Here is a 17,652-nt window from a genome sequence, read left to right as displayed (position 1 = left end):
GAGTGCGCGTAGCCCCGGCCGAGACCGGTGATGATGATCGCGTTGTTCGCTGCCACGTACGGCACGTTAGGCCTGGCCTGGCGACGCGGACAACCGAATTACGTCAGCGCTGGTAGCGGGCGAGCACCAGGTTCCCGTCGTCCTCCAGGCGCTCGCGCAACTCGTCGCCGTCGATGGCGCCGCTGTAGTACTCCTGGAAGGCGGGCGTGGCGACCTTGTCCTTCCACTCCGGGTAGCCGCGCACGGACTGCGCGGGTGCCGAGCGAAGGTGTTCGGCGAGGGCGGTGCCGGTGGCCCAGTCGTTCTCGGCGGTGTGCAGGGCGGGGTCCTTCAGCGCCTGGGTCCCGGTGGGCAGCATCCAGTCACCGAGCGCCAGTCGAACCATGTTCTCGGGGCGGAGCAGGAAGTCGATGAACTGGGCCGCCTCCCGCTTGTGCGGGCTGTCCTCGGCGACGGACAGCGTCTGCGGGCTGACTCCCTGGGTGAGTCCGTCGGCGCCCGCCGGGGCGGGCAGCACCTGCCAGTCGAAGCCCTTGGGCGCCTGCTGGACGATCTGCTGGCGATAGGAGAAGCCGAGCGGGACCATCGCGTACCGGCCGCCGAAGAAGCCGGGCAGGGTGTCCGAGCCGCCGCTGCCCAGGGTGGTCGGCGAGGCGCTGCGATCGGTGTTGACCTGGTCGTGGACAGTGCTGGGCATGACCTCGTCGGCCGCCTCGAAGCGGACGGTCACCTTGCCGTCGGCGCCTCGGTGGAACAGCTGTCCGCCCGCCGAGAGGGACAGGTTGAGGCTGGCGGAGACGGGCTCCTTCAGCGGCCAGGCGACCCCGTACTTGCCGTCGCCGCTCAGCCGGTCCGTGATGCGCCGGAACTCCGGCCAGCTCCACGGGTGTTGGGGCGTGGGAATCCGCACGCCCGACTCCTTCAGCCATTTCGCGTTGGCGATGAGGACGCGCGGCTCCTGGAGGAAGGGGACACCGTAGATCCCGCCCCCGAAGGTCGCCGTGTCCCAACTGCGCTGCGGGATGTCGGACTTGAGCCGCTGCGGCAGCAGGTCGGTCAGGTCGGCGAGGTAGCCGCCGTACGCGAAGTCGGCGAGGTCGTCCGAGGCGTCATGGATGATGTCCGGGGCCTCACCGCCCTCGAAGGAGGTGAGCAGCTGGTCGTGGACGCTGTCCCAACTGCCCTGGACGTACTCGACCTTGACGTCGGGGTGAGTGTCGTTCCACTCCTTCACCAGCTCCTTGTTGACCTCGACGGACTCCTCCTGCCAGGCCAGGGACTGGAAGCGCAGGGTGACGCGTCCGTCGTCGGCGCCGTCATGGTCGCCGCCGCAGCCCGCGAGCAGCAGGGCCAAGGCGGCGATCAGGGCCGGCAGCAGTCTCGTACGCATCAGTTCTTCACCGCCCCGGCGAGCACGCCGCCCGTGATCCGCCGCTGGATGATCGCGAACACGACCAGCGAGGGCAGCGTCGCGAGGAACGCGGCGGCGGCCAGCGGGCCGAGGTCCGCGACTCCCTCCGCGCCGATGAAGTGCGTGAGGACGACCGGCAGGGTCTGCTTCTCCGGGGTCTTCAGCAGAACGAGCGCGAAGAAGAACTCGTTCCACGCCGTGACGAACGCGAACATCGCCGTCGCCGCGATCCCGGGTGCCAGCAGCGGCGCGGTCACCGAGACCAGGGTCCTGAGGCGCCCGGCCCCGTCGACCGACGCCGCCTCCTCCAACTCGGGCGGCACCGCACGCACGTATCCGACGAGCATCCACAGCGCGAACGGCAGCGCCCACACCACGTACACCATGATCAGCCCTGGCACCGAGTTGATCAGCCGCAGGTTCTTCAGCACCAGGAACAGCGGGATGATCACCAGCACGAGCGGGAACGCCTGGCTGACGATCACCCAGCCGGTCGCCGCTCGCGCGAGCGGGGTGCGCCGGCGGGCCATGACGTAGGCCATCGGGGTCGCGATCAGTACGGCGATCAGGGCGGCGCCGAGCGCGGCGAGCAGGGAGTTGAGGGCGGCGTCCAGGAGGGGCTGTTCGTCGAAGGCCTGGCGGAAGTTGGCGAGGGTGGGGTCCTTCGGGATCCAGGTGGGGTGCAGGCTGCCCAGCTCGCGTGGCGGTTTGAAGGCGGTGGAGATCAGCCAGAGGAGGGGGAAGGCGAGGAAGAGGAGGTAGGCGAGCAGGGCGACGTACTGTCCGGCGCGGCCGGTTCTGCTGGTCCTCATGACTCGTCGCCTCCCCTGAGCCGTCCGACGAGGAAGACGGAGAGGACGATGGAGATCAGCGCGACCATCACGCATCCCATCGCCGCCGCGTAGCCGAACTGCCCGTAGCGGAAGGCCTCTTCATAGGCGAAGAGCATGGGCAGGCGGGTGCGGCCGCCGGGGCCTCCGCTGGTGAGCACGTAGACCAGGGCGAAGGAGTTGAAGTTCCAGATGAGGTTGAGCGCCGTGATGGAGAGGGCGACGGGTCGCAGGGCCGGCCAGGTGACCGTGCGGAAGCGGCGCCAGGCCCCGGCGCCGTCCACGGCCGCGGCCTCGTGCAGTTCGCCCGGGGTGTTCTGCAGGCCGGCGAGCAGGGCGACCGTCGTGGTCGGCATCCCGGCCCAGATGCCCACGACGATCACGGCGGGCAGGGCGGTGCCGAGCCCGCTGAGCCAGTCACGGCCGTCGCCGAGGCCCAGGTCGCGCAGTGTCTCGTTGAGGATGCCCGCGTCGGGGTTGTAGACCAGCCGCCACATCACGCCGACGACGACCTCGGGCATGGCCCACGGCACGATCGCCAGGGCCCGGGCCAGCCAGCGCAGACGCAGGTCCTCGTTGAGGAGGAGGGCGAGGCCCAGCGCCAGCAGGAACTGCGGCACGGTGACGCCGACGGCCCAGACGAGGCCGATCCGGAACGAATCCCAGAACAGCGTGTCGTGCAGCAGGTCCCGGAAGTTGAGACCGCCGATCCACTGGGTGGCCTGGGTCCGTCCGGACTGGGCGTCGGTGAAGGACAGCAGGATGCCGTAGAGGAGCGGTCCGACACTCAGGACGAGGATGGGGATCAGCGCGGGGAGTACGAGGAACCAGGCGCCGTGATCCGTGACGCGCCGCTGCTGCGGCTTGCCTCCCGGCGTGCGTCTCACCGGCCTCTCCGCCTCGGTCACCGATGTCACGGGATCAGCCTCACATCAGCCCCTTTGCGCTGCTCGGAACGGGCCCCGTCATGGTCGTGAAGGCGCTCTTTCCCGTCAAGGCAGCGCGCACGCGGTCCGACCTGTGGAAATGCGAGACTGAGCCGTGGATGGCGGGAATCCGACGCCGTTCATGGCGAGGCAGGACCACACGGAGGCGGACGATGGACGAGGCACGGGCGCGGGACGTACTGGGCGCGGCAGGAATACTGCCCGCTCCGGCCCGGGACGCGCGATTGCTCGCCCTGGGTGAGAACGCGGTGTTCGCCGCCGGTGACCTGGTCGTCAAGGTGGGCCGCGACGCCGAACTCCTCGGCCGGGCGCGGCGCGAACTGGACATCGCGGTGTGGCTGGAAGAGGCGGGCGTGCCGGCGGTGCGGGCGGCCGAGCCCAAGGCGATGCTGGTGGAGGGGCACCCGGTGACCGTGTGGCAGCGGCTCCCCGACCCGGTACGGCCCGCCGAGCCACGGGATTTGGCCGAACTGCTACGGGTCGTGCACGCCCTGCCCACGCCTTCCTTCGAACTGCCGCCCCGCGAGCTGCTGGGTGGCGTGGAGCGGTGGCTGCGGCTGGCGGGCGACGCGATCGATCCTGCGGACGCGGCGTACTTGCGGGAGCGGCGGGACGGGTTCGCGGCGGCTGCGGCCGGGCTGACGCCCCGTCTGACCCCCGGGCCGATCCACGGGGACGCACTGCCGCGCAACGTGCATGTGGGCCCGGGCGGGCCGGTACTGGTCGACCTGGAGACCTTCTCGGCCGATCTGCGCGAGCACGACCTGGTGGTCATGGCGCTCTCGCGGGATCGGTACGGGTTGCCCGCGGCGGCCTACGACTCCTTCGTCGAGACCTACGGCTGGGACGTGCGGGCGTGGGACGGCTGCTCGGTGCTGCGCGGAGCGCGGGAGACGGCGAGCTGTGCCTGGGTCTCGCAGCATGCGCCGAGCAATCCGAAGGCGCTGACCGAGTTCGAGCGGCGGGTGGCGTCGTTGCGGGAGGGGGATGAGGCCGTGCGGTGGTATCCGTTCTGACCCCGGAACCCGGCCCGTCCGGCCCGACATGCAGCACAGGCATCACCGAGCCGGACCTTCCCTGCTCCGGATCTGGCGCGCGGCACTGGCGAGGTCGGCCAGTACCGTGCGGACCGCCGATCTGGCTGTGCGCTCCGGGCGGTACAAGGCGTCGATGTGGCGTCGGGACTGGACGCCGCTGAGGGGTCTGAGGGTGAGTGCGGGGTGGGGGCGCGTCGTCCAGCGCGGCATCAGCGCGATGCCGCCGCCGGCTGCCACCACCTCGGCCACCACCGTGAACTCGTTGATGCGGTGGGCCAGATGGAGGCGCCGCCCGGCCGACGCGGCGATGGCTTCGATGACCGCCAGTACCGGGAAGCCGTCGTGCACCGTGATCCATGGCTCGTCCGCCACATCGCGCGGAGTGACACGGCGCTTGGCGGCCAGCGGATGGCCGGCGGGCATGGCCACGTCCAGCGGCTCGCGCAGCAGCGTCGTCGCGGCCACCGTGTCCGGCCAGGGCGGGGCGTGGTCCAGCCGGTGCGCGAGGACGATGTCGTACTCCCGTGTGAGCCGGGGAAAGTCCTCCTGCGGTACGTCCTCGTCGGCGAGCCTCGGCACCGGCTTGCCCGGACCGGCGAGCGCGCTGATCAACAGCGGGAAGAACGCGGCACCCGCGCTGTGGAACGCCGCCACCGACACCTCCCCGTCCGGCCGCCCGACGAAATCGTCGACGGTGCGCCTTGCGCGTGCCAGCGCCGTCTCCACCTCGACGGCTGCGCCCGCCAGCGCCTGCCCGGCATCGGTGAGCACCAGGCGCCGCCCCTGCCGCTCGGTGAGCGGCACCGGGATCGCCCGCTGCAGCAGCCGCAGCTGCTGGGAGATCGCCGACGGCGTCACCAACAGCGCCTCGGCGACCGCCGTGACACTGCCCAGTTCGCCGAGCTCCCGCAGGATCCTCAGTTGCCGTTCGTCCATTGCCTCAGTGTAGGGACGATGTAGCGCTGCTAAATGATCCTTTTAGAAGGTGGTACTGGGCTTCACGGACGTTTCCGTGCACGGTGGGCAGGTGTCCGATGTCCGACGTACCGATGCGGTACTCCTCCTGGTCGCGCTCGTCTGGGGCTCCAGCTATCTCTCCGCCCAGACGGCCACGGCCGCGCTCCCCGTGCTGCTGGTGCTCCTCGCCCGCTACGGCCTGTCCGCCGTCGCCTGTCTCGGCCTGGTCGCGGCCGGGCGGGGCGGCTCGCGCCGATGGACGCGCGCCGAGCTGCGGGCCGGTCTGCCCCTCGGGGTGACGCAGGCCGCGGTCCTGCTCGTGGAGACGTACGGCGTCGCCCACACCAGCGCCGCCAACGCCGGGCTCATCATCAGCCTGACCATCGTCCTCACCCCGCTCCTCGACCGTGGGGGCCGCCACGGCTCACTGCCCGTCTCCTTCTTCGCCGCGACCGGTGTGTGCATCCTGGCCGTCGGGCTCCTCATGTCCGGCAACGGCTTCCACGCGCCCCGCCTCGGCGACCTGCTGATGCTCGGTGCCGCCATCATCCGGGCCGGGCATGTCGCGCTGGTCGGCCGCTTCACCACCGGGCGCGCGATCCGCCCGCTGCAGCTGACGACGGTGCAGACCCTCGTCGGCACGGCCCTGTTCCTGCCGGCCGCCGCCTTCGACCTGCCGGCGCTGGTCCACGCCGACCCGGCGACCTGGGCCCAGCTGCTCCATCTCGCCCTGTTCTGCAGTGTGTTCGCCTTCCTGGCGCAGACCTGGGCCGTGCAGCGCACCTCCGCCAGCAGGGCCACTCTGCTGCTGGGCACCGAGCCGGTCTGGGCGGTCGCGGTGGGCATGGCCCTCGGCGGCGACCATCTCACCCCGCTCACCGGCCTCGGAGCGGCCCTCATGGTGGCCGGCACCTACTGGGGCCAGGCTGTGGAACGGGCGCACCGCAACACACCGGACCTCACACTCACCGCATCCCATGCCCCGGCCGACGCCCTCAGCAAGGAACCCGAATGCCCGAGCACGCATACGACACTTACGACCACCTGATCTCCCTGCTCGACTCCTCCTCCATCGACCACCGCCTCATCGACCACGAGCCCGAAGGCGCCACCGAGGCCGTCTGCGCCCTGCGCGGTCACCCGGCCTCCGAAGCCGCGAAGTGCATCGTGCTGCGGGTCAAGGTGGACCGGCGCACGACCCGGCACGTCCTCGCCGTCGTCCCGGGCGACCGTCGGGTGGACCTGGACGCCGTCCGGGCGCTGTTCGCAGCGCGCTACGTCGGCTTCAGTGACCCTCAGACCGCGGAGCGGTTGGCCCGTGCGGTGCCCGGCACGGTCCTGCCGTTCAGCTTCGACCCCGACCTCGAACTCGTCGCCGACCCGGACGTCGTGGCCCAGCCGAAGCTGTACTTCAACGCCGCCCGGCTGGACCGCTCGCTCCGCATCTCCGGCGCGGACTACGAGCGGCTGGCCAAGCCGCGCGTCGAGCGGATCGCTGCGCCGGCGTCCGCGTCTGAGTGACGCAAGCCGTCGCATCGGCGCCACCGTTCCTGCGGGGTCACGTGCCGCACCGGCGTGCGGGACGCCGCCGGAAGGCAGGACCGGCCTGCGTCGGCCTGACGCCCCTCGCCCCGCTGCCGCCCGCGCTCAGCGCCCCTCAGACCGTCTCGCCCGCCACCCGCTCCCCCGCCGGCTCCCTCAGCGGCCACGTGCCGTCGACCACCGCGGTCGCGTCGCCCTTGCGGCGCAGGAAGTTCTGGAAGTCCGCCGCCCACTCCGCGTACCACTCGATCTGACGAAGGTGCAGCTCCGCCGGGCCGAGCGACGCGATCTTGGGGTGGCGGACGGCTATCGCGCCGGCCAGGCGGGCCGCGGCGAGGGCGTCGGCGGAGGCGTCGTGTGCGGAGTCGAGTGCGATGCCGTACTCCCGGCAGACCGCTTCGAGGTTGCGCTTGCCGCGGCGGTAGCGGTCGGCCCAGCGGTCGATGGTGTACGGGTCGATGACCGGGGCGGGGGCAAGACCGCCCAGGCGGTCGCTCAAAGACGGCAGGCCGTACCGCCGCAGTTCGGCGGAGAGGAGGCTCAGGTCGAAGGCCGCGTTGTACGCGACGACCGGCACTCCCGTCTTCCAGTACGTCACCAGGACGTCCGCGACGGCGTCCGCCACCTGGTCGGCCGGGCGGCCCTCGGCGGCCGCGCGCTCGTTGCTGATGCCGTGGACCGCAACCGCGTCCGCCGGGATCTCGACGCCCGGATCGGCCAGCCACTCCTTGTGCCCCAGGGGCTGCCCGTCACTGACCTCGATCACGGCAGCGGTGACGATGCGCGCCTCGCGCGGATCTGTCCCGGTCGTCTCCAGGTCGAAGCCGATCAGCAGCTCACGGTGCCAGCCCATGGGCGGTCCCCCTTCTTGGTGGTGCTTTCCCCCAGTGGTCTCCACCCTCCCATGCGCCACTGACAATCAGGGGACCGCATTCCGCTTCCGCGGCGGGACGGTCTTTCGCGACCGGTTCGTACTTGGACAGTTCAGGACACTGGACGCGAATCCGCCCACATGAGCTCGAACTCCTCGCGATACGTGGGGAAGAGCCCGCCTTCGTCGATCTCGTCCGACTTGACCACCCTGCTGCCGTTACGCAGCACCAGAACCGGCGCCTCGAGACCTCGCATCCGCCGCAGATAGGTCTGCACGACCGCGATGCCGTCGGAGCCGTCGCCGTCCACGAGGTAGGCCGTGAAGCGGGGCGTCTCGTCGAAGACCTGGATCTCGAAGGCACCCGGGTCGCGCAGCCGGGAGCGCACCCGGCGCATGTGCAGGATGTTCATCTCGACCGCCCGGCTCAGCTCGCCGCGCTTGATGCCGAGTTCGCGTTCCCGCCGCTTGACCGCGCTGGAGGCCGGGTTCAGGAACAGCAGCCGGACCCGGCAACCGGACTCGGCGAGCCGCACAAGGCGCCGCCCGGAGAAGTTCTGCACGAGAAGGTTGAGGCCGATACCGATGGCGTCGAGCCTGCGCGCGCCGCCGAAGATGTCCTCGGCCGGGAACTGGCGCAGCAGCCGCACCCGGTCGGAGTGCACGGCGACCACGTCGGCGTACCGGTCGCCCACCAGGTCCTCGACCGCGTCGATGGGCAGCCGGCGCGCGGACGGGACGTCACCGCTCGAACCGAGGACCTCCAGCAGTCGCGCGGAGGCCCGTTCGGCCTGGTTGAGGACCGCCTCGGACAGGGCCCGGTTGCGCGACACGACGTTCCGGGTCACTTCGAGCTCGTCCAGGGCGAGTTCGACGTCCCTGCGGTCGTCGATGTAGGGCTCGAAGCACGGCCAGTGCTGCACCATCAGCTCGCGCAGCTGCGGCAGGGTGAGGAAGCTGAGGACGTTGTCGTCGGCCGGGTCCAGCAAGTAGCCCTTGCGGCGGCTGACTTCGCGTACCGCGACGGCGCGCTGCACCCACTCCTGCCCGGCGGGGCCGGCCGCCGCCACCACCCAGTCGTCGTGGCCGTGGACAGGTTCGTAGATGGGGCGCAGCACAGCGGCCACGACCGCGCGCAGCCGCTGTTCGACGAGGTTCAGCCAAATGTATGCCCGGCCGGCCCGCTGGGCGCGCGTCCGTACCTCACGCCAGGCCTCGGTGTCCCAGTCCAGCTCCGGGCCGATGGAGTTGGTCTCCATCGGCCTGGCCAGCGACACCGTGCCGGGCGGGACGTCTGTGGAGTTCCCCTCGTGACCCTCGTCACCAGGGGGCAACTCCAGCCCTCCCGAGCCCACCCGCGCACCGCCTTCCGCTCCCCCGAGCACTCCCCGTCCCAACGATCAAGGAAGGGTACTCCGGGAGCGGTCGGCGGTGCAGCCGGATGGACAGGGTCGTTTCTCAACTACGAGGCTGCCAGTGCCCGTTCTGCCAGGCGAGCTCGCTCGGAGTGAGCGGATTCATAGCCGTCACGTCCCGCGGGACGATGGAGAATCCCTGCCAGTGGACCGGCATGGGCTGCTGGTCCTCGTCGCGGGCGATGTGGTGGAAGCCCACGTTCATCCAGACGATCGGGTGGGTGAGGCTCTGACCGCCGACCCACTTGTCGACGGACTTGGGGTGGGTGTTGCCGCAACCCGGGTTGTTCGTGGCGAACTTCTCGCACTTGTTGTACTCGGTGAAGTACATGTCGTGCTTGGTGAAACTGCGGCCCGGGTACTTGGTGCTGGCGCCGGGGACGATCTCGTACGACCGCGCGTGGCCGTCCTTGTTCTTGCCGGTCGCGCTGACCATGCGCCACCAGCGGTAGTTCTTGGCGTCGCCGGCGAGTTCCTTGGTGACCTTGGTGCGGGTGGTCTTGGTCTTCGGGGCACGGTCACCGGCGGCGGGCGCGGTCACGGCCGAGTCGTACTGCTCGATCTTGCCCTTGGAGGAGCCGTCCAGGCCGAAGTCCAGCCGCCAGAAGACGTTGTGGCTGTGGCTGGTGGCCTTGGCCCTGTCGCCCTTGCCGATCGGCCAGCCGCGGCCGTCGCCGGCGTCGTAGTCGTCGTACGACAGGCTGCCGGTGGCGCCGACGTTCATGGTGACCGTGCCGTCGTCCTGGAAGCGCCACTCGGTCATGTACTCGTACCAGCCGACCTGGTTGACCGTGTAGACGAGCAGGTCCTTGCTCTGCGCCTGGTAGACCTTGTCGCCGGTGTCGCCCTGCATGCGGTAGGCGTGGCCACGCGCGCGGGTCGTCGTGCACAGGCCGTTGACGTTCGGGTGCTCCGGGTCCCAGGCCTCGGGGACCTTGACGGACTTGATGGTGCCGCCCGGGCACTCGCTGGGCGCGAGGTTCATCAGGCCCTGGGCGAAGCCGAAGCCCGTCAGGTCGTCGTACTCGACGCTGCCGTCGTCGTACGGGACGTGGATCTGGCCGAGCCTGGCGTTGTTGAGGACCTTGATCGGCTTGGCCTCGCCCTTGGGCTGGTAGGAGATGTTCTCCAGGACGAGCCCGGCCTTGCCGTCGTAGCGCCAGCACATCCGCCAGGTCGTGCCGCCGGTGAGCTTCTGCTCGATGCGGTAGGCGGCACTGCAGTCGGCCGCAGGCGCCGGGGCGTTCTTCGGCTGGGCGGAGGCGGGTCCGGCGCCGGTCGTCGCGCCGGCGGCCAGTGCGGCCACGGACAGGCCCAGGGCCGCACCCTTGCGGGCACGGCTCATTCTGTTCACACGCATGAAGAAATGACTCCCTTACAGGAGGTGCAAGTACGTGAGATGCACGCCTGTGGCGCGCGAGTTGGAAGACTGAACGGAGAGTGGTTCAGCCGATGTCGAGCTTGGCGACCTTGCGGGCGCTCAGGTCGATCACGAAGGAGCGGGCGTCGATCCAGGGCCCGTTCTTCACCTTCGGGAACAGCCGCACGCAACGGTGTTCGCCGCACTGGTCGAGTACGGCGGGCTGGGCACCCGGAGCGGCCCGGTACACGGCGCCGTTGAGCAGCAGCTGGTCCGGGGAGCTGAGTTCCTTGCCGGTGGCGTCCTTGTAGTCCGCCTTCATGCCCGCGCCCAGCGGGTCGGCGATCAGGATCTTGGCCGCCTCGGCGTACTCGGCACGGCTCAGCGGCGGCTGGACACCGTGCTCGGTGGAGGTCTGCTCGACCTTGCCGGTGTCGAGGTTGACGGTCTTGGTGACGAGCGCGTCGGTCTTGTAGTCGTAGAACGAGACCTCGGCCCGGCGCGGCGCGTTCGCGTCGTCCGGCTCGTCGGCGTCCGGCTCGGCCAGGTCGACGCCGAGGCGCTGCGGCCCGCGGTCGCCCTCGACGTTCTCACCGGCGCTGCGCAGCTGCGGGTTGACCGCGAGCTTCGCGGCCCGGTCCATCTCGTCGTCGGTCAGCGGGTCGTTGCCCGTGCCCTCGTCACCCTCGCTCGGGGCCCCCTCGACGACGCCCGGCGGCACCGTGCCGGCGCCCTGCCCCTGCTCCTGGGCGGCCTGCTGGGCGGGCTGACCGCTGTTGCTTCCTCCCGTTTCGTCGGCCCCCGCCGTCCCCGGCAGGGTGATCCCGACCATCACGGCCGTTCCCGCGACGGCGATGGCCGCACCTGCCACCACCTTGCCCAGATGGCGGTGCACTATCTTGCGCACATCTTCCCCCTACTCCCCGTACGTCCCCGGGAGTACGTGTTGGCCCCACTGGTTCGGCATAACGCGTATGCCTGGTCGACCGATAAGAGGGACGTAAGTCATAGGTGGTTCCATCACTTTTGGGGAGACTCGACGTCAAGGCGCCCACGACGGCGTGCCCGAGCTGAAAGAGTCGTGACCATGCAGGTCTGGCCTGGAGAGGCATATCCACTCGGTGCCACCTACGACGGCGCCGGCACCAACTTCGCGGTCTTCACGGAGGCCGCGGACCGAGTAGAGCTGTGTCTGCTGCACGACGACGGCTCGGAGACGGCGGTGGAACTGCGGGAGAGCGACGCCTTCGTACGGCACGCGTACGTGCCGGGCGTCATGCCGGGACAGCGGTACGGCTTCCGGGTGCACGGACCCTACGCGCCCGAGCGCGGTCTGCGCTGCAACTCCGCGAAGCTGCTGCTCGACCCGTACGCCAAGGCGGTCAGCGGCTCGATCCGCTGGGGCGAGGAGGTGTACGGCTACCACTTCGACAAACCCGACAAGCGCAACGACCTGGACTCGGCGCCGCACACGATGTCGTCGGTCGTGGTGAACCCGTACTTCGACTGGGGCGACGACCGGCGGCCGCGCACCGAGTACCACCACACGGTGATCTACGAGGCCCATGTGAAGGGCCTGACCATGCGCCACCCCGGGCTGCCCGAGGAACTGCGCGGCACCTACGCCGCCCTCGCACACCCGGCGGTCATCGAGCACCTCACCGAGCTGGGCGTGACGGCGCTGGAGCTGATGCCGGTCCACCAGTTCGTGAACGACCATCGGCTGGTCGACATGGGCCTGAACAACTACTGGGGCTACAACACGATCGGCTTCTTCGCCCCGCACAACGCGTACGCCTCCTGGGGCGACCGCGGCCAGCAGGTCCTGGAGTTCAAGTCGGCGGTGCGGGCGCTGCACGAGGCCGGCATAGAGGTCATCCTTGACGTGGTCTACAACCACACCGCCGAGGGCAACCACCTGGGCCCCACGCTGTCCTTCCGGGGCCTGGACAATCCGCAGTACTACCGCCTGACGGACGACCCGCGCTACTACATGGACACCACCGGGACCGGCAACTCACTGCTCATGCGGTCCCCGCACGTCCTGCAGCTGATCATGGACTCGCTGCGGTACTGGGTCACCGAGATGCACGTCGACGGCTTCCGCTTCGACCTCGCGGCCACCCTGGCCCGGCAGTTCCACGAGGTGGACCGGCTGTCGTCGTTCTTCGACCTGGTCCAGCAGGACCCGGTGGTGTCCCAGGTGAAACTGATCGCCGAGCCCTGGGACGTGGGCGAGGGCGGTTACCAGGTGGGCAATTTCCCGCCGCTGTGGACCGAGTGGAACGGCAAGTACCGCGACACCGTACGGGACCTGTGGCGCGGCGAGCCGCGCGCGCTGGCGGAGTTCGCGTCCCGGCTGACCGGCTCGTCCGACCTGTACCAGGACGACGGGCGGCGCCCGCTGGCCTCCATCAACTTCGTGACCTGCCATGACGGTTTCACGCTGCACGACCTCGTCTCGTACAACGACAAGCACAACCACGCCAACGGCGAGGACAACCGGGACGGCGAGAGTCACAACCGGTCCTGGAACTGCGGGGCGGAGGGCGAGACCGACGACCCGGCCGTCCTGGAGCTGCGCGCCCGTCAGATGCGCAACTTCATCGCCACGCTGATGCTGTCCCAGGGTGTGCCGATGATCAGCCACGGCGACGAGTTCGCGCGCACCCAGCGGGGCAACAACAACGCGTACTGCCAGGACAGCGAACTCGCGTGGGTGGAGTGGCCGACCGACGGGGTCGCCGGTGAGGCGGGTTCGGACGGGCAAGGCGGCCCTGAGGGCGATGCCCTGGCCGGTCTGCCCCGCGAGTTGCTCGCCTTCACGCGCGCGATGGTGTGGCTGCGGCGGGACCATCCGGTGTTCCGCCGGCGCCGCTTCTTCCACGGGCGGCCCGTGGAGGGCACCCACGACGACCTGTCGGACATCGCCTGGTTCACTCCGCAGGGCAAGGAGATGGCCCAGCGGGACTGGGACCGCGCGCAGGCGTCGGCGCTGACGGTGTTCCTCAACGGCAACGCGATCTCGGAGCCGGGCGCGCGCGGGGAGCGCATCGGCGACGACTCGTTCCTGCTGATGTTCAACGCCTCCCCGAAGACCCTCGACTTCGTCGTGCCGGTCAACCACGGCCGCGAGTGGCAGGTGGTCGTCGACACCGCGCGCGCGGACGGAGTGCCGCCGGAGACGGCAGCGAAGGTGCAGGCCGGGGACCGGTTGACGTTGGTGGACCGCAGCATGACGGTGTTGCAGCGGCCGGTCTAGGGCGATGTGGCGGTGCGTCCGGGGTACGACGCCGGGCGCACCGCCAGCGCGATCGCACAGGCGAGCGCCGCGGCGAGGCTGGCGGCGCCGAAGGCCGTCGCGGGACCGTACGACTCGGCCAGCCGGCCGGTGACGGCGAGCGCGAGAGCCTGCCCGCCGACCAGCGCGCTCGTCGCGAACGCCATCGCCTCGGAGAGCCGCGCGGGCGGCACCACGCGCTCGGTGAGCCCGAACACCGTGATGAGGTGCGGGGCGTAGGCGACGCCGAGGACGGTGACGGTGACGTAGAGGGCGGGCAGGCCCTCCGTCCACAGCAGCGGGAGCGACAGCAGGAACGCGGCTGCCGTGGCTGCCCGCCAGCGGACGGTGAGGCCGAGCCGGGCGGGCACGGCGGCCATGGAGAGCCCGGCGACAGCGCTCATCACCCCCATGGCGGCGTAGACGAGCCCAGCCTGGTCCGGCTGTCCAAGGCGCTCGGTGAGGGCGGTGATGCCGGCTTGGCAGGCGCCGAACATGGCGCCCTGGAGAGCGAGGGCGGCTCGGAGGGCGTGGATGGATCGGGGGATGGGGGGCGGCGGGACGGGACCGTCTCCTCCTGCCGGCGACGCCGGGACGGGACCGTCCCCTCCCGTGGGCGCCGTCGGCACGGGACCGCCCCGCCCTGTGGGCGCCGTGGGGACGGCACCGTTCCGTCGCCCCGCAGGCGTCCGGACGGAACCCGACCGTCGTTCCGCCGACGCACCGACGGGTCCAGGCCGTGTCGCCACCGCCGTCCGATGCAACGCGAAGCCGCTGCCGCACAACGCCACCAACACCGCGGCACCACCCAGCGCGTACCCGGGATGCGCAGTCACGGCCGCCAGGCCGACCAGGGCGGGCCCCAGCACGAAGGAGACCTCATCCAGGGTGCTCTCGAAGGACAGCGCGGCGCCCACCGTCGAGTCGCGAGCCCCCGCACGGCGGGCGAGAGCCACGAGACGGGCGCGGGCCATCGGCCCGATCTGCGGCACCGTCGCTCCGGCCACCGCCCCCACCACGGCCAGCACCGCGGCCTCCAGCCCCGCGAGCGCACCGGCGACCAGCCCGGAGATCGCGACGGCGTTGGCGAGCGAGAAGACGAGCACGACCGTCCGCTGACCACGCCGGTCGGCGAGTCGGCCGACCAGCGGACCGCACGCCACCTGCCCGACGGCGAGCGCACCGCCGGTCAGCCCGGCGGCGGCCAGGGAGCCGCTCGTGCGCGCGACCAGCAGAACGCTGCCGAACTGGATCGTGGCGGTCGGCAGCCGAGCCAGGAAGGACATGACCGGCAGCACCGGCCCGGTCAGGCCGATCACCTCGCGGTAGGCCGCGGAGGAGCCGCGGCGTCCTGTCGTCCCTGTCTTTCCCATCACTCGAAGCTAGGCACGCGCGTGGGCCCACGTGGAGGGGACGATGACACGAAGGGCGGCAGGGCGGGTACGTAGCTTTCCATGACACCTGAGCGACCTGAACCGACGGTGCCGACCGCCACGTACCGGCTGCAGCTGCAGTCCTCGTTCCCTTTCGAGGCCGCGGCGGCGGCCGTGCCGTACCTGGCCTCGCTCGGCGTCTCGCATCTGCACCTGTCCCCCGTCCTGGAGGCGGTCCCGGGGTCGGGGCACGGCTATGACGTCGTGGACCACGCGCGCGTGCGCGAGGAACTGGGCGGCGAGGAGGGACTGCGCGCACTGGCCCGCACTGCGCGCGAACACGGTCTCGGCCTCGTCGTGGACATCGTGCCGAACCACATGGCCATGGCCCCGCGCCACAACCGCGCCCTGTGGGAGGTGTTGCGCGAGGGCCCCAAGTCGCCGTACGCGCGGTGGTTCGACATCGACTGGGAGGCCCAGGGCGGACAGGTGTTGCTGCCGGTGCTCGGGGGGCCGCTGGGCGAGGAGCTCGGCCGTCTGGAGGTGGACGGCGGCGTCCTGCGCTACTACGACCATGAGTTCCCGCTGCGCGAAGGCACCGAGCAACTGCCGCTGCCGCAGCTCCTGGACGCTCAGTGGTACCGCCCGGTGTGGTGGCGGCTGGCCCGTACGGAGCTCAACTACCGGCGATTCTTCAGCATCTCGGAGCTGATCGGGGTGCGGGTCGAGGACCCGGAGGTGTTCGAGGCCACGCACGCCAAGATCCTCCAGCTCCTTCACGAGGGCGTGATCGACGGGCTGCGCATCGACCACCCCGACGGCCTCGCCGACCCGGACGCGTATCTCCAGAGCCTCCACGAGGCGACCGGTGGGCGCTGGACGGTCGTGGAGAAGATCCTGTCGGACGGCGAGCACCTGCCGGCCTCCTGGCCCGTGGCCGGCACCACCGGCTACGACGCCCTGCGGCACATCGACGGCCTCTTCACCGATCCGGCGGGGTTCGGGGAACTCCTCGGCCAGTACCGGCGGTTCGCGGCCCCGCAGACGGACCGGGGCGGCGACTGGGAGGCGACCGTGCGGCGGGCGGCGTACAAGGTGCTCACGCACGAGCTGGCCACGGAGATCGACCGGCTGACGCGGGTGGCGAGCCGCCTGTGCGCCACGTCGCCGGAGCCGGCGCTGCGGGACCGGGCCCCCTGGGCGCTGCGCACCGCGCTGCAGGAGCTGCTCGTCCGGCTGGACGTCTACCGGCCGTACGCCTCCGGGGACGCGGCCCGTGTGGTCACCGAGGAGGCCGCGGCCGAGGCCCGGCTCGCCTTCGTCGTGCCCGAGGAGGCGGGCGCGGTCGATGTGGTGCGCGAGCTGGTGCTCGGGCGGGCCGGTGACGGACCGGACCACGTGGAGTTCCGGACGCGGTTCGCGCAGACGGCGTCGGCGTTGCGGGCCAAGTCCGTGGAGGACACGGCGTTCTACCGCTATGTGCCGCTGCTGTCGGCGACCGAGGTGGGCGGGAACCCGGGGAGCCCCGCCGTGTCGGCCGACGAGTTCCATGCCTACTGCGCGCGCGTGCAGCGCGACTGGCCCGTGACGGGGACGGTCGCGTCGACGCACGACACCAAGCGCAGTGCCGACGTACGGGCCGCGCTGGCCGTGCTCACCGAGTGCCCGGAGCACTGGGCGGACGTCCTGACGGAGGTGACCCGTGACGGCGAGGGCGTACCGGACGCGCAGCTGGCGTGGGCTGCCTGGCAGACGGTGTTCGCGCTGGGCGAGGCGGATGTGGACCGCGTTCAGGGGGCGCTGCTGAAGCATGTGCGCGAGGCCGGGCTGTTCACCAGCTGGACGGAGCAGGAACCGCCGTACGAGGAGGCGGTGGCGGCGTTCGTCGCCGCGGGGCCCTGCGGGGTGCCCGGCGAGCGCGTGGCCGCGTTCCGGAGCCGTATGGAGCCGCACATCCGGGCGAACCTGCTGGGCATGGCCCTGGCCCAGTTGACGATGCCGGGCGTGCCGGACGTCTATCAGGGCACGGAGGGCGAGTACCGGGCGCTGGTGGACCCGGACAACCGCCGGGGCGTGCGGTTCCCGCACCGGGACCCCGGTGAGAAGGGCGCGCTGACGGCGGCCGCGCTGCGGCTGCGCAGGAGGCGTCCCGAGGTCTTCGGTGACTCGGCGTCGTACGCGCCCCTGACCGCCGAGGGCCCGGCCGCCGCGCACTGTGTGGCCTTCGGGCGCTCCGGAGAGGTGGTCACCGCCGTGACGCGGCTGTCACTGCGGCTGGCGCAGTCGGGTGGCTGGCGGGACACGGTGCTGCGGCTGCCGCCGGGCCGTTGGGCCGATGTGCTGGCTCCGGAGCGGGAGTTCACCGGGCACGCGCGCGTGGAGGAGCTCTTCAAGGGCGTCCCGGTCGCGTTGCTGGAGCGGGTCGGTGAGCAGGCGGTCGAGCTGGAGGGGCAGTCGTAGAACGGCTTTGGAGCGGTAGTGAGGACCTCCGCGGAGAGCACGACCGTCCAGCGCGTACATGGGCACCCCGCGCCCTGCCAGAGCGCCGGCGACCCGGCTCGGGCCCGCGTGCGCTCCCGGGGCTCGTGCACACGGGCAGCGCGTGGTGACGAGCTCTGGCGCCCTGTGC

Annotated in this window: 14 protein-coding genes; 5 read left to right on the top strand and 9 right to left on the bottom strand. The window is 71.1% G+C overall.

Translation table 11 applies throughout. The features are described 5' to 3' along the window. Window positions 1-103: 103 nt before the first annotated feature. From AB5J55_RS33165 to AB5J55_RS33155, 3 genes are read right to left on the bottom strand one after another with little or no spacing between them, the layout of a single operon-like run. Window positions 104-1,390: a sugar ABC transporter substrate-binding protein gene (locus AB5J55_RS33165; RefSeq protein WP_369274130.1), complete on the bottom strand. Its 1,287-nt coding sequence runs from the start codon at window positions 1,388-1,390 to the stop codon at window positions 104-106. Next, the gene (locus AB5J55_RS33160; protein WP_369274129.1) at window positions 1,390-2,223 is read right to left on the bottom strand and encodes a carbohydrate ABC transporter permease; all 834 of its coding nucleotides are present in this window, start codon (window positions 2,221-2,223) and stop codon (window positions 1,390-1,392) included. Before AB5J55_RS33160 ends, AB5J55_RS33165 begins: the two co-directional genes overlap by 1 nt. Beyond that, on the bottom strand, window positions 2,220-3,128 hold the full coding sequence (locus AB5J55_RS33155; protein WP_369274128.1) for a carbohydrate ABC transporter permease: 909 nt from the start codon (window positions 3,126-3,128) through the stop codon (window positions 2,220-2,222). The genes AB5J55_RS33160 and AB5J55_RS33155 overlap by 4 nt, the downstream gene beginning before the upstream one ends. A gap of 212 nt (window positions 3,129-3,340) precedes the next feature. Here AB5J55_RS33155 and AB5J55_RS33150 point away from each other — a divergent pair, with 212 nt between their 5' ends. Next, the gene (locus AB5J55_RS33150) at window positions 3,341-4,204 is read left to right on the top strand and encodes a phosphotransferase enzyme family protein (protein WP_369274127.1); all 864 of its coding nucleotides are present in this window, start codon (window positions 3,341-3,343) and stop codon (window positions 4,202-4,204) included. Window positions 4,205-4,246: 42 nt separating this feature from the next. Here AB5J55_RS33150 and AB5J55_RS33145 read toward each other — a convergent pair whose 3' ends face one another. After that, window positions 4,247-5,161: a LysR family transcriptional regulator gene (locus tag AB5J55_RS33145; protein ID WP_369274126.1), complete on the bottom strand. Its 915-nt coding sequence runs from the start codon at window positions 5,159-5,161 to the stop codon at window positions 4,247-4,249. A gap of 91 nt (window positions 5,162-5,252) precedes the next feature. On the opposite strand from AB5J55_RS33145, the gene AB5J55_RS33140 reads away from it, so the two are divergent. Both AB5J55_RS33140 and AB5J55_RS33135 read left to right on the top strand, forming a co-directional pair. Then, window positions 5,253-6,230: a DMT family transporter gene (locus AB5J55_RS33140; RefSeq protein WP_369274125.1), complete on the top strand. Its 978-nt coding sequence runs from the start codon at window positions 5,253-5,255 to the stop codon at window positions 6,228-6,230. After that, complete coding sequence (locus tag AB5J55_RS33135; protein ID WP_369274124.1) at window positions 6,194-6,703, top strand: YbaK/EbsC family protein; 510 nt, start codon at window positions 6,194-6,196, stop codon at window positions 6,701-6,703. Before AB5J55_RS33140 ends, AB5J55_RS33135 begins: the two co-directional genes overlap by 37 nt. Window positions 6,704-6,839: 136 nt before the next feature. On the opposite strand, the gene AB5J55_RS33130 is transcribed toward AB5J55_RS33135, so the two are convergent. The 4 genes from AB5J55_RS33130 to AB5J55_RS33115 form a co-directional block, all read right to left on the bottom strand. Then, on the bottom strand, window positions 6,840-7,577 hold the full coding sequence (locus tag AB5J55_RS33130) for a 3'-5' exonuclease (RefSeq protein WP_369274123.1): 738 nt from the start codon (window positions 7,575-7,577) through the stop codon (window positions 6,840-6,842). Between the two features lie 131 nt (window positions 7,578-7,708). Continuing rightward, on the bottom strand, window positions 7,709-8,950 hold the full coding sequence (locus AB5J55_RS33125; RefSeq protein ID WP_369276363.1) for an SAV2148 family HEPN domain-containing protein: 1,242 nt from the start codon (window positions 8,948-8,950) through the stop codon (window positions 7,709-7,711). Window positions 8,951-9,053: 103 nt separating this feature from the next. Continuing rightward, a complete protein-coding gene (locus AB5J55_RS33120) occupies window positions 9,054-10,370 on the bottom strand; it encodes a copper amine oxidase (protein ID WP_369274122.1) in 1,317 nt (438 codons plus the stop codon). An 85-nt stretch (window positions 10,371-10,455) separates the two neighbouring features. Further along, a complete protein-coding gene (locus AB5J55_RS33115; protein WP_369274121.1) occupies window positions 10,456-11,277 on the bottom strand; it encodes a Tat pathway signal sequence domain protein in 822 nt (273 codons plus the stop codon). 180 nt (window positions 11,278-11,457) lie between these two features. Between AB5J55_RS33115 and glgX the strand changes: the two genes are divergently transcribed. Then, entirely contained in the window at window positions 11,458-13,632 is a 2,175-nt protein-coding gene (gene glgX, locus AB5J55_RS33110; RefSeq protein ID WP_369274120.1) for a glycogen debranching protein GlgX, read from the top strand. Here the strand turns inward: glgX and AB5J55_RS33105 are convergent. Continuing rightward, window positions 13,629-15,023 carry an MFS transporter gene (locus tag AB5J55_RS33105; protein WP_369274119.1) on the bottom strand — a complete coding sequence of 465 codons (1,395 nt, stop codon included), beginning with the start codon at window positions 15,021-15,023 and terminating at the stop codon, window positions 13,629-13,631. The genes glgX and AB5J55_RS33105 overlap by 4 nt on opposite strands. 81 nt (window positions 15,024-15,104) lie before the next feature. On the opposite strand from AB5J55_RS33105, the gene treY reads away from it, so the two are divergent. Next, the gene (gene treY, locus AB5J55_RS33100; RefSeq protein ID WP_369274118.1) at window positions 15,105-17,483 is read left to right on the top strand and encodes a malto-oligosyltrehalose synthase; all 2,379 of its coding nucleotides are present in this window, start codon (window positions 15,105-15,107) and stop codon (window positions 17,481-17,483) included. Window positions 17,484-17,652 lie beyond the last annotated feature (169 nt).

The sequence above is a fragment of the Streptomyces sp. R11 genome (assembly GCF_041051905.1).
Classification (GTDB): domain Bacteria; phylum Actinomycetota; class Actinomycetes; order Streptomycetales; family Streptomycetaceae; genus Streptomyces.
Note: the sequence above shows the minus strand (reverse complement) of the source record. Positions and strands in the feature narration are given on the sequence as shown.